Annotated in this window: 10 protein-coding genes and 2 pseudogenes; 6 read left to right on the top strand and 6 right to left on the bottom strand. The window is 70.8% G+C overall.

Going from position 1 to position 11,936, the window contains the following annotated elements:
• Positions 1-8 precede the first annotated feature (8 nt).
• The gene (locus tag LN042_RS15165; protein WP_230051731.1) at positions 9-1,235 is read left to right on the top strand and encodes a cytochrome P450; all 1,227 of its coding nucleotides are present in this window, start codon (positions 9-11) and stop codon (positions 1,233-1,235) included.
• Between the two features lie 13 nt (positions 1,236-1,248).
• Here LN042_RS15165 and LN042_RS15170 read toward each other — a convergent pair.
• Positions 1,249-2,207, bottom strand: a pseudogene (locus tag LN042_RS15170) (helix-turn-helix transcriptional regulator).
• A gap of 104 nt (positions 2,208-2,311) precedes the next feature.
• Between LN042_RS15170 and LN042_RS15175 the strand changes: the two are divergent.
• Positions 2,312-2,878 carry a TIGR03086 family metal-binding protein gene (locus LN042_RS15175; protein WP_230051732.1) on the top strand — a complete coding sequence of 189 codons (567 nt, stop codon included), beginning with the start codon at positions 2,312-2,314 and terminating at the stop codon, positions 2,876-2,878.
• A 226-nt stretch (positions 2,879-3,104) separates the two neighbouring features.
• Here the strand turns inward: LN042_RS15175 and LN042_RS15180 are convergent, their stop codons facing one another.
• The 3 genes and pseudogenes from LN042_RS15180 to LN042_RS15190 form a co-directional block, all read right to left on the bottom strand.
• A complete protein-coding gene (locus LN042_RS15180; RefSeq protein WP_230051733.1) occupies positions 3,105-3,401 on the bottom strand; it encodes a muconolactone Delta-isomerase family protein in 297 nt (98 codons plus the stop codon).
• Positions 3,402-3,553: 152 nt separating this feature from the next.
• Entirely contained in the window at positions 3,554-5,197 is a 1,644-nt protein-coding gene (locus LN042_RS15185) for a TROVE domain-containing protein (RefSeq protein ID WP_230051734.1), read from the bottom strand.
• Positions 5,198-5,762: 565 nt separating this feature from the next.
• A pseudogene (locus LN042_RS15190) lies at positions 5,763-5,975 on the bottom strand (PhzF family phenazine biosynthesis protein); the annotation flags it as partial.
• A 186-nt stretch (positions 5,976-6,161) separates the two neighbouring features.
• Here LN042_RS15190 and LN042_RS15195 point away from each other — a divergent pair.
• On the top strand, positions 6,162-7,598 hold the full coding sequence (locus LN042_RS15195; protein WP_230051735.1) for a glyceraldehyde-3-phosphate dehydrogenase: 1,437 nt from the start codon (positions 6,162-6,164) through the stop codon (positions 7,596-7,598).
• Positions 7,599-7,639: 41 nt separating this feature from the next.
• On the opposite strand, the gene LN042_RS15200 is transcribed toward LN042_RS15195, so the two are convergent.
• Positions 7,640-8,407 carry a helix-turn-helix domain-containing protein gene (locus LN042_RS15200; protein WP_230051736.1) on the bottom strand — a complete coding sequence of 256 codons (768 nt, stop codon included), beginning with the start codon at positions 8,405-8,407 and terminating at the stop codon, positions 7,640-7,642.
• A 141-nt stretch (positions 8,408-8,548) separates the two neighbouring features.
• Here LN042_RS15200 and LN042_RS15205 point away from each other — a divergent pair, with 141 nt between their 5' ends.
• The gene (locus tag LN042_RS15205) at positions 8,549-9,136 is read left to right on the top strand and encodes a TIGR03086 family metal-binding protein (protein WP_230051737.1); all 588 of its coding nucleotides are present in this window, start codon (positions 8,549-8,551) and stop codon (positions 9,134-9,136) included.
• Positions 9,137-9,254: 118 nt separating this feature from the next.
• Here LN042_RS15205 and LN042_RS15210 read toward each other — a convergent pair whose 3' ends face one another.
• Positions 9,255-9,479, bottom strand: a complete 225-nt coding sequence (locus LN042_RS15210; RefSeq protein ID WP_230051738.1) for a heavy-metal-associated domain-containing protein — start codon at positions 9,477-9,479, stop codon at positions 9,255-9,257.
• A gap of 232 nt (positions 9,480-9,711) precedes the next feature.
• Here LN042_RS15210 and LN042_RS15215 point away from each other — a divergent pair, with 232 nt between their 5' ends.
• Positions 9,712-11,010: an MFS transporter gene (locus LN042_RS15215; protein ID WP_230051739.1), complete on the top strand. Its 1,299-nt coding sequence runs from the start codon at positions 9,712-9,714 to the stop codon at positions 11,008-11,010.
• 140 nt (positions 11,011-11,150) lie between these two features.
• Positions 11,151-11,891 (top strand): polyprenol monophosphomannose synthase, encoded by a 741-nt coding sequence (locus tag LN042_RS15220; protein WP_230051740.1) that lies wholly within the window; start codon positions 11,151-11,153, stop codon positions 11,889-11,891.
• Positions 11,892-11,936 lie beyond the last annotated feature (45 nt).

The following is an 11,936-nucleotide window of genomic DNA, read 5'->3' on the forward strand; positions in this document are numbered from 1 at the left end:
GACATCCGATGAGCAACCCGGCCACCATCCCGCACGGCCTCCCCAGCGAGCGCGATGCGGGCCCCTTCAACCCGCCGAGCCTGCTCACCCGGCTGCGCGGGGCCCGCCCGGTCAGCCCCCTGCTCTTCCCCGACGGCCACCGGGGCTGGCTCGTCACCGGCTACGACGCGGTCCGCCGGCTCATGGCCGACACCCGGTTCAGCTCCCGGCAGGACATCGGCGTCCTCCACATCCCCTACGAGGTGCCCGGCATGCCGGTCCTCACCGAACCGGCCCCGCAGACACCGGGGTTGTTCATCGCCATGGACCCGCCGGACCACACCCGGCTGCGGCGCAAGCTCACCGGCGCCTTCACCGTCAAGCGTATGAAGCAGCTCGAACAGCACATCAGCGACATCGTCGAGCGGCAACTGGACGAGCTGGCGCGCCTGGCCCCGCCGGTCGACCTGGTCAAGGAGTTCGCGCTCCCGGTGCCCTCGCTGGTGATCTGCGAACTGCTCGGCGTGCCCTACGAGGACCGGGAGAACTTCCAGACCAACACCGCCACGTTCATGGTCAAGGACCAGCAGCTCGACGAGAAGATGGCCGCCTACGAGGCCATGACCGGGTACCTGGCCGAACTGGTCATGAGCAAGCGCGCCGACCCCGGCGAGGACATCCTCTCCGACCTTGCCCGCGACGAGGACCTCAGCGTCCCGGAGCTGGTCGGCATGGCCTTCCTGCTGCTGCTCGCGGGCCACGAGACCACCGCCAACATGCTGGCGCTGGGCACCTTCGCGCTCCTGGAGCACCCCGACCAACTGGCCGTCCTGCGTGCCGAACCGGAGCTGCTGCCCGGTGCCGTCGAGGAGCTGATGCGCTACCTGTCCGTGGTCGACATCCTCTACCGGTACGCAACGGAGGACCTCGAACTCGGCGGCGAGACGATCGCCGAGGGATCGACCGTCGTCGTCTCGATGCTGGCCGCCAACCACGACCCGCTGCGCTTCGAGAACCCCGACACCCTGGACGTCCGCCGCGAAGCCCGCGGCCACCTCTCCTTCGGCCACGGCGTCCACCAGTGCCTCGGCCAGCAACTGGCCCGCATCGAGATGCGTGTCGGCTTCGGCGGACTGCTGCGCCGCTTCCCGACCCTCCAACTCGCCGTTCCGGCCGACGAGGTCAAGCTGAGGACCGACATGAACATCTACGGAGTCCACGAGCTGCCGGTCACCTGGACGGCGACGGCCCGGTAGGCGCCCCCGGGTTTCAGGGGGCGTACAGCACGGTGATCTCCCGCGCGGCCCGGGCGAGTTCGGCCCGCGCCTCGGGCGGGGAGAGGACTTCCAGGTCCGCGCCGAACGGGAGGAGGGTGCGGGCAGCTCCCAAGGCGGCGAAGGCGAAGGTGAGTTCGGCCCACTCGCCGTCACCGGGTGCGGGTGGCACGGCTATCCGGGGGCGTGGAGGCGCAGCAGCAGGTCGAGACGGGTGCGGCGGACGCGCACCCGGACGCGCACACCCTCGGGGATGCGCTCGACCTGGTCGCGCAGGACGGTCCACACGTCCGCGAGGGCGAGTCCGGGGCGGTGGCGCACCGGAGCGTCGCAGACGGCGGCCGCCAGCACCCGGTCCACGCGGAACAGGCGGGGCGCGGCGTCCAGGTCGGCCACCAGGTACCAGACGCCGGCCTTGCTCACCAGCCCGTACGGGTCGACGGTGTACTCGCTCGGCTCGGCGGCGCCGCCATGACGGTACGTCAGGGCGAGCCGGCGATCGGCGAAGACGGCCCGCTGCAACTCGCCCAGGGCGGCCGCCGAGTCGCCCGGGCGCTGCATCCAGCGTGCCGGGTCGATCAGGATCCGCTCGCTGGTCCGCTCGGCCGCCGGGCGGTGCGGGGCCGGGAGGGCGGCCATCACCTTGCGCAGCGCCGAGTCGATGGCTTCCCCGAGGCCCAGTTCCCGGTGCGACCCCTGGGTGGAGAGGACGAACAGCGCGCGAGCCTCGTCGCTGGTCAGCCCGGTGACGTCGGTGCGGTAGCCGGGCAGCAGGTTGATGCCGCCGTGGCGGCCGCGTTCGGCCCAGACCGGAACGCCGGCCGCGGACAGCGCCTCGACGTCCCGGTAGATGGTGCGGACGGAGACCTCCAGGCGCTCGGCGAGCTCGGTGGCGGGCACCTGGCCGCGGGTCTGGAGCAGCAGCAGGATCGACAGCAGTCGGTCGGCCTTCACAAGATCCCATTAAACCTGACGCTGGTTGTCAGGTATGACCGGAAGAGTGTCCATCGCGACGAACGCAAGGAAGAACACCCCCAGCGCACAACAGGAGTTTCCCGATGGACCCGCGCCCCCTCCACATCCGCACCTTCGACCAGCTGGAGACGGTCTTCGCCAAGGTCACTCCCGCCGACCTCGACCGTCCCACCCCCTGCACCGAGTTCGACCTGCGCGAGCTGCTCGGTCACGTCATCGGCGGCATCCACCGGATCGCGTACATCGGCGAGGGCGGCCGCGCCCTGGACATCGCCCCGGCCGTCGACCGGGTCGACGACACCGACTTGTCGGGCGCCCTCGGCCGGGCCCGCGCCCGGGCCCTCGCCGCCTGGGCGGACGACGCCAAGCTGGACCGGGTCGTGGAGGTCCCGTGGGGCGAGATGCCCGGCCGGATGGCGCTGGGCGGCTATGTGATGGAGGCCGTCACCCACACCTGGGACATCGCGCAGACCATCGGCCTGGACACCGCGCTGGACGAGGAGCTGGCGCTCATCTCGCTGGACGTGGCCCAGAAGGCACTCCCGGCCGACCGCAGCCGCGAAGGCCTGCCCTTCGGTCCGCTGCAGGACGTGCCGGCCGACGCCAACGCGTACGCCCGCCTGGCGGGTTGGCTGGGCCGGACGGCCTGACCGACACCGGCCGCGGGGGCAGGCGCCCCCGCGGCAGCGGTCACTTCACCCGACCGCCGCCAACGCCGCCATTCGGCGAACGGGTCGTCGCTCCCTCGGGGGCAGCACCGACTGTCCTCGAGGTCCAACCCTCCTGACGGGCGAGGAGAAAGGCGAGGAGAGAGCACCGCGCTCGGTCCGGCACCGGGGTGCGGGACCGAGCGCGGTCGATGGCCGACGCCGGAGCTCAGCCCTGATCGGCCGCGAACTCCAGGGTCAGCGGGTGGGTGGCCAGCGCGGACACCTCGATGTCCGCGTACGGGCGGATCGGCAGGCCGGCGAGCACGTTCTCCAGCGCGTCCGCGTCAGCGGCCGACCAGATGCCGACATTGGCGCGCTGCCCGGGCTGCCGCCAGATGTACTTCAGCACGCCGGCCGCGTGGAGCTCATGCGCGTGCGTGTGCTCCTTCTCGACAATGGCGTTCCGCTCCTCGACCGGTAGTTCGTAGACGCGGGAGCCGTCGATGCGGACCAGGAAATCCATGAAGTCCTCCGTGAAGCCGTGCCAGCTTGGATGACGTCTTACCCGGCCGATCGTAACGGCCGCCTTCAGTTCGTCAACGCATCGATGGCACAGTCGGATCGGCGCAGGCGGGCACTGCGATTTCGGCTCGCGGACAATGGCAACTCACCGTCCTATCCGCGCTGCTCCCACGGCCAGGCGCCGTCCACTCCGCCCTCCAGCAGCGGCACCATGCGGAATGCCGCGTCGGTGAGCCCGCCGAAGGTGTGCCGGTTGTGAACGCCCGATGGAGCGTGGCCCGTTCGGTAGCCGGCCAGGTTCCAGGTGTACATCGGGACAGACGCCGGGACGGCCTGGTCGACGGTTCCGGCCGCCGCCTGCTCGTCGGTCATGATCACCACCCGGTCGTGGCCCCGGAACGTCGCCTGGAGCGCCGCCGCCGTGTCGGTGCCACCGCCGATGAACCAGCCGCCGTCCTTCCAGCGCCGCACCTCGGCGAGGACCGAGCCGCCGGCGGTCAACGGGAACGGCTTCACCAGGTCGTAGCTGCGCCCGGACCAGGTGCCGGCGGCGGAGAACGACACCACATCGGCCTGCTCGCACCGGTGGCCGAGGGCGATCCCGAACAGTGCGGCCGCGTCCCAGCGCATCAGGGTGCCGTCCTTGGAGAACCCGGACTCCATCGAGCCGCTGGTGTCCACCAGGACCAGCGTCCGGCCGTCCAGCCGCGGGATGTTGGCCAGCGAAGCCGTCAACGCCTTCTCCAGCGCCCAGGACCAGCGCAGCGACGGGGCCGCGTTGAAGGCGGAGTAGAACCGCATCGGCAACTGCCGCGAGCGGGCCACCTGCTCCGGGTCGGCCAGCTTGGCCGCGACCCGCTCGGCCACCTCGTCGCCGACCCCGGCCTGGTCGAAGTTCCGCAGGTTGCGCAGCAGCGCCATGTACCCCATCGACGGGATGATCGCCTCCCAGGCCTGGCGGTCCATCGGGCTCTGCAGCCAGCCGGCCAGCATCTCCCAGGTGAAGGCGCCGGCCGTCAGCCGCTCGGCGGCGTCCGGGCGGTTCAGCAGCTCCCGCCGTTCCTGGAGCGGGAGTTCACGCAGCAGCTGGTTGGCCGTCAGGGTGCGGTCGGACGGCGGCACGACGGCGGTGTCCGGGTTGTGGCGCCGATCGAGCGCGTAGCGGAACAGCTCGCCCTGCCAAGGCTTTTCCACGTCCGGCGTGGCGTGCACCAGGTTGAGGACGTCACCGAAGCGGTAACCCTTGCTGTCGGTGTCGTACTTGAGCAGGGACTTGCCGTGGTACAGCCGCTGGACGGCGTCGGCGATGCCGCGCTTCACCGGCTTGGGGACGGCGCGGCCGTGGGTGGAGGTCCAGTAGGCGAGCAACTCGCCCGGCTCGTCAGCGCGCTGGAGCACGGAGGCGATGACCGCGCGATTGCTGGGCGCACCGGGCTCACCGGTCCCGGTGCCCTTGTCCCCGGCGTCGAGGCGGGCCTTGACGAACTCGGCGGCGCCGACGATGGCGGCGGTGCGCAGATTGCCCTCGCCGCGCAGCCAGTTGAGCAACTCGGCGGTCCACCGCGGGTCTTCGACGGCGAGCTGGCGGATGAGCGCGGTGTAGCGGTCGTCGCGGTGGCCGGCGCTCTCGTAGAAGGTGTCGGTGCCCACCATGTTGCTGACGGCCAGCAGGAAGAGTTCGGACTTGGCGTCGCGCAGGTGGCCGGTGCCGCCCTGGTGGTTGACGGTGGTCCGGCCGGTGGTCGCGACCGGTGAGGTCGCGCTCGGGCGCGCGGTACGGGTGTTGAAGCGTGACATGGAGAGAATCCCCTCGCTGTGGAAGGGAAGGCTGAGCAGCGGGGCGCCCGAGGTCAAGGCGGCGGCGGTCGTTCGGGAGTTGAACCCGGCACCATGAAGGTGCTTCGTCAGAGAAGTAACCGTCGCCTGCGCACCGGGCGCCCCGCTGCTGCGGCCTCCCGAGATCAAGAGCGGGATCGGCGGACTTTTTTCAGAGAAGTAGCCGAGCCCTGCGCACCGGGAGGTGCAATGCAGCTGAGACGCTGTGAAGTTGTGTGAAGCCTTGGTCCAGAGATCAGATCGGCTGAGGTGACACAACGTGCTCTACCGTTGAGCTACCGCCGGACTCGCGCCCGACGCTCGGGATTCGAACCCGAAACACCGTCCTCCAGAAGGGAAGTAACCCCTGCCTTCGCACCTGGACGCGTCGACTCTAGCGCGACCCTCCGACGGATGTTCGGAATTATGCGGGGCGCCCGTTGGGCACGGCGGGCGGGGCGGCCTCAGGGCCGGGTGAGCAACTCGCCGTCGATGACGGTGACGGCCCGCCCGGTCAGCAGCGTGCGGTCGCCCGTGAGCCGGACGCGGTCGGGGTGAACCAGCGGAGCGCCCAGTCGGCGTCCCCACCGGGCGGCAGGGGACGGGCGAAGGCGGTCTCGGACAGGTTCACCTCGGCGGCGACCTGCTGGAGCCAGGCGTCGGGCGGGAACCGGTCCTCGGAGCCGTCGAGGAGCAGGACCCCGGCGGGGTTCCCGCCGAACGGGCGGTCGGTGAAGGCGTCGACGATCCGGATGCGCATGCCCCCGACCGTAGGGCGCACGTGCCACGGCCGCCACAGCCAATCACCACCGACTGGCCTGTTCGGCGGGGATCCGGCCCTCCTCTCCGGAACGCAGTGACGCTGCTCACCAGGCCCGATTGCGGGGATCGAACAGCCCTCCGGATACGATGTGGCCACCCTCTAGCTCAATCGAGAGATGGACTTGTGACTGTCAACGACGACGTGTTCACGGACTGGAAGAACCGCGAGGAGATCGCGGAGGCGATGATTCCGATCATCGGCCGACTGCACCGGGAGCGGGACGTCACTGTGCTGCTGCACAGCCGCTCCCTGGTGAACAAGTCGGTGGTCAGCATCCTGAAGACCCACCGGTTCGCCCGCCAGATCGCCGGCGAAGAGCTCTCGATCACCGAGACCATGCCGTTCCTCCAGGCCCTCACCACGCTCGACCTGGGTCCGTCCCAGATCGACCTCGGCATGCTGGCCGCCACCTACAAGGCCGACAGCCGCGGCCTCTCGGTGGCCGCGTTCACCGCCGAGGCCGTCGCCGGCGCCACGGGCGCCAACAAGCTGGAGCGCCAGGAGCCGCGCGATGTCGTGCTCTACGGCTTCGGTCGGATCGGCCGCCTGGTGGCCCGCCTGCTGGTCGAGAAGGCCGGCGGCCTGCGGCTGCGCGCCATCGTCGTCCGCAACAGCGGGGGCGACGACCTGGTGAAGCGAGCCTCGCTGCTGCGCCGGGACTCCATCCACGGGCAGTTCGCGGGCTCCATCACCGTTGACGAGGCGAACAGCACCATCATCGCCAACGGCAACGCGATCAAGGTCATCTACTCGGACGACCCGACCAAGGTCGACTACACCGAGTACGGGATCAACGACGCGATCCTGATCGACAACACCGGCAAGTGGCGGGACCGCGAGGGCCTGTCGAAGCACCTGCAGCCCGGCATCGCCAAGGTCGTGCTCACCGCCCCGGGCAAGGGCGACGTGCCCAACATCGTGCACGGCGTCAACCACGACACGATCAAGCCGGACGAGCAGATCCTGTCCTGCGCGTCCTGCACCACCAACGCCATCGTCCCGCCGCTGAAGGCGATGGAGGACAAGTACGGCGTGCTCCGCGGCCACGTGGAGACCGTCCACTCGTTCACCAACGACCAGAACCTGCTGGACAACTACCACAAGGCGGACCGCCGCGGCCGTTCGGCACCGCTGAACATGGTGATCACCGAGACCGGTGCCGCCTCGGCCGTCGCCAAGGCGCTGCCGGACCTCAAGGCGAAGATCTCCGGTAGCTCGATCCGGGTGCCGGTGCCGGACGTCTCGATCGCGATCCTCAACCTGCAGCTGAAGACCGAGACCGACCGCGAGGACGTCCTCGACTACCTGCGCGAGGTGTCGCTGACCTCGCCGCTGCGTCGCCAGATCGACTTCATCGACTCGCCCGACGCCGTCTCCAGCGACTTCATCGGCTCGCGGCACGCCTCGATCGTCGATGCCGGTGCCACCAAGGTGGACGGCGACAACGCCATCCTCTACCTGTGGTACGACAACGAGTTCGGCTACTCCTGCCAGGTCATCCGGGTCGTCCAGTACGTCTCCGGCGTCGAGTACCCGACCTACCCGGCTCCGGCGGTCTGACGCCCAGCGGCCGAAAGGGGCGGTGACCGGCACCGAGCCGGTCACCGCCCCTTCGCGTACGCGGCCGGCGAGACGCCGACCGCGGCCGTGAAGTCGCGGGTCAGGTGCGCCTGGTCGGCGTACCCCAACTCGGCTGCCAGGGCGGCCCAGTCGACACCGGTGCCCTGCTCCGCGCGGGTCGCCGCCTCGTGCAGCCGGGCCCGGCGCAGCACCCACTTCGGTGCCGCGCCGACGTACTCCGCGAACAGCCGCTGTACGCTGCGCACCGACAGCCCGAGTTCGGCGGCCAGTTGGTCCACCCGGAACAACGCGGGCGAGTCGGTGATCCGGCCGACGATCGCGGCCACCTGCTCGGCCACCGGGTCCGGTTCGGGCAGGAGGTCGCGCAGGAACCGCTCGGCCTGTTCGGCCATCGCCGGAACGTCGCCGGCGGCCAGCACCCTTGACGTCACCCCGGCGGCGGCCGGCCCGAACAGCTCGGCCAAGGGCACCGCGCGGTCGGCGAGGTCGGCGACCGGGAAACCGAGCAACGGGCGGGCCGCACCCGGGCGGAACTTCACTCCGAGGACCTGCCCGGAGCCGGTCAGTCGCCGCACGAAAAGGCCGCGCTGCACCCCGTAGAGGCGGCCGGCGGGAGCCTCGAAGACCAGGTGGACATTGGGGTGCGCCAACACCTGCTGCTCGTGCGGGGGTTCTCCGTCGAGCCGCCAGCTGACGATCCAGTAGAACTCCACCTGGCGGCCGAGGTCCTCGCTCGGCGCCCGGCGCTCCACGGTCAACCCGCCGGGCGCCGCGGCCTGGTGCAGCACGCCCCGGCCCATCCCGGCGGGCCCCGCTTCAGGAGCCCGCGTCCCGGAGTGCCCCCTCAGCCCAGAGTCGCTCACCCCGCACAGCCTAGCTGTCGCGTTTCTTCAAGACCGGCGGCTGCCGGGCACCGTACGGTCGCGATCATGAACGACACCCTGTACCGATGCCTGGCGGAGCACGCCGGCGAGAGCGCCCGGGTCGCCAAGGGCATCACCGCCGACCAGCTCACCGCCCCGACCCCCTGCACGGAATTCGACACCCGGGCACTGATCAACCACTGGGTCCGCTACACCTCGCACGGCCTGGAGCACCGCGCCCTGCGCAAGGAGCTCCCGGCGGAGCTGGTCGAGCGGGACTTCACCGCCGACCCCGCCTGGGCCGACGCCTACGCCGCCCAACTGGAGCGCGGAGTGGCCGCCTGGGCCCAACCGGCGGCCTGGGAGGGCGACATCGACCTCGGCGGCATGGCGATGCCCGCTCCTGCCGTGCTGGGCCTGCTGCTGGCCGAACTGGCCCTGCACGGCTGGGACGTGGCGCGCGCCACCGGACAGGAGTACCAGTGCTCCGAGGAGAGCGCCGAGGTGCTCCTGGCCGTGGTCCGCGAGAACGCCGAGACCTACCGCCAGTACCAGGGCTTCGCCGACGCGGTGGTGGTGGCGGACGGCGCCCCGGCGTTCGAGCGGGCGCTGGCACTTTCGGGTCGCGCCCCCGGCTGGCGGGCGGCCGGCTGAGCGCGGCGGCCGGCTGAGTGCGGCGGCCCCGGGAGAGGCGGGACCGCGCTCCGGGAGCGGGGGCCGCGCTCCGCGGGCGGGGGCTGCGGGGGAGGGCTGCCGGCTGTGGGCGGAGTGCTCAGGCCTGCCGCAGCAAGGTGAAACCCGCCTGGGTGACCGCGGTGCTGAGCACGGCCCCGTCGAGGGCTGCCGTGGACACGACGGTCACCCGGCCGGCCCGGGCGTCCGCGGCCACGTCGGTGACGCCGGGGAGGGCCAGCAGACCGGCGCTGACGGTCCGCTCGCAGTGGCCGCAGCTCATGCCGTCGACGGTGAGCACGGTGGTGACGGGGGCGTTGGACATCGCTGGACCTCCGGTGAGAGTGCGGGTCTTCGGTGGCCGGAACACGGTCGTGGCACGGCCGCCGGAGACAACGACAGCGCAGCGCGAACACCGGATCACGGGACACGCCGCCTCGGTGACACCAAAGAGTGGATCGCGGCGAGGTACCGGCGGATCGGTCGAAACCGGACATGACAAAGTCTTGAACCGGGATCGGCTGACAGCCAGTTGACATGTCGGGGATAATCCCAGAATGTCTGTTGACGAGGGTTCACCATGGCGGCACCGGGACTTCCGGCTGATCTGGGCCGGCCAGACGGTCAGCCTGATCGGTTCACAAGTAACCGTGCTGGCACTGCCTTTGACGGCGATCGGCCTGAAGGCCTCGACCTTCCAGGTCAGTCTGCTGACCGCCTTCAGCACGCTGCCGTTCCTGCTGGTGTCCCTACCGGCGGGCGTCGTCGTCGACCGCTGCCGCCGCCGCTCGGTGATGCTCTACGCCGACCTGCTGCGCGCCGCCCTGCTCGGCTCGGTGCCGGTCGCCGAGCTCGCCGGGGTGTTGACCCTCTGGCAGCTCTACGCGGTGGCACTGGCCGTCGGCTGCTGCACGGTGTTCTTCGACAGCGCCTACCTGAGCTTTCCGGCCACCCTGCTGGAGCGCGACCAGCTGGTGGCCGCCAACAGCATGATCAGTAGCGCCAACGCGGTCGCGGGGGTGGCCGGGCCGAACCTGTCGGGCTTCGTGGTCGGACTGATCGGCGCGGCCCGGACCATCACGCTCGACGCGTTCTCCTACCTGGCGAGCGCGCTGAGCCTGCTGCTGGTCAAGCACCGGGAGCCGGCCCCGGAGCCTGCACCGCCGGCCGAGCGCGGGCTGCGCCGGGAACTCCTCGAAGGGCTGCGGGTGATCGGCGGCAACCGCGTCCTCGGCGGCATAACCGCCTCCAACGCCATCGGCAACCTGATGTTCACCGCCATCCTGGCGATCTGGACGCCGTATGCCATCCGTGAGCTGCACTGGTCGGCGCGGACGCTGGGCATGGTGATGGGTGCCAGCGCCCTGGGCAGCGTGACCGCGACCATCGTGGCCCAGCCGCTGATCAAGCGGTACGGGCTGCCCCGGGTCCTGCTTTTCAGCCAATCCCCGGTGGTCCCGGCCTGGCTGGCGGCCGGCCTGGCGCCCAAGGGACTGGGCGGCCAGTTCCTGGCCGCCGCCGGCCTGATGGTGGGCCTGGTCGCGGCGGTCGTCTACAACATCGCCCAGCGCACCTACCGGGTCACCACCTGCGAGCCCCGCCTGCTGGGCCGCGTCAACGCGACGACCATGTGGCTCCAGCTGGGGATCAGGCCGATCGCCGCCCTGCTCGGCGGCGGGCTGGGCACCCTGCTGGGCCTCCAGCCGACCATCATCTGCTGTGCGGTGCTGCTCGTGCTCTGTCCGGCCGCGCTGTGGACGTCACCGCTGCGCCAGGAGCTGCGGGAGGGCCCGGCCCCCGAACCGGAGCCCGCCACCGACGGCCCGGCAGAACCCGCACAACCCGCCGGCCGCTGAGCGGGGCGGCCTACCGGTGGCTGAGATGCAGTGCTTCGTCGGCGTCAACTAGACTCGCGGCCACCGCAAGCTTGACGTTGCGTGGTACCGCGTGGGCGCTGTCCTCGTGTTACCCCATTGAGAGATCACGAGGGCTTCACATGGTAGAGGATTCCCCCAAGGTCGTTGTCGTCGTCCCCACGTACAACGAACGGGAGAACCTGCCGATCCTTGCCCGGTTGCTCGAGGACCTGAAACTCGACAACCTGCACCTGCTCGTGGTGGACGACAACTCGCCCGACGGCACCGGCGCGATCGCGGACGGCCTGGCCGCCGAGCGCCCGGGGAACGTCAGCGTGCTGCACCGCACGGAGAAGGACGGCCTGGGTCGCGCCTACATCGCCGGCATGACCAAGGCGCTGGAGAACGGCGCCGACATCGTGGTGCAGATGGACGCCGACCTGTCGCACCCCGCCTCGGTGGTCCCCGTCATGGTCGACACCCTCGCCACCCGCTCCGACGCCGCGGTGGTGCTCGGCTCGCGCTACGTGCCCGGCGGTTCCACCGCCTCCGAGTGGCCGTGGCACCGCAAGGCCCTCTCGGCCTGGGCCAACTTCTACGTCAACACGCTGCTGCGCCTCAAGGTGAAGGACGCCACCGCCGGCTTCAAGGCCTGGCGGGCGGAGACCCTGCGCGCGATCGACCTGCCGTCGATCCACAGCAACGGCTACTCGTTCCAGGTCGAGATGAACTACCGCGTGGTCCGCCGCGGCCTGCGCATCGTCGAGGTGCCGATCCGCTTCGAGGAGCGGGCCGAGGGCGTCTCCAAGATGAGCATGTCGGTGCAGATCGAATCGGCCCTCGCCCCGTGGAAGCTGCTCTTCGGCCGCAGCGGCAAGTGATCGCAGCCGCCAACTGGCGGGCTGTCGAATCATGCTGACTGGCCG

The sequence above is a fragment of the Kitasatospora humi genome, assembly GCF_020907985.1.
Classification (GTDB): Bacteria; Actinomycetota; Actinomycetes; order Streptomycetales; family Streptomycetaceae; genus Kitasatospora; species Kitasatospora humi.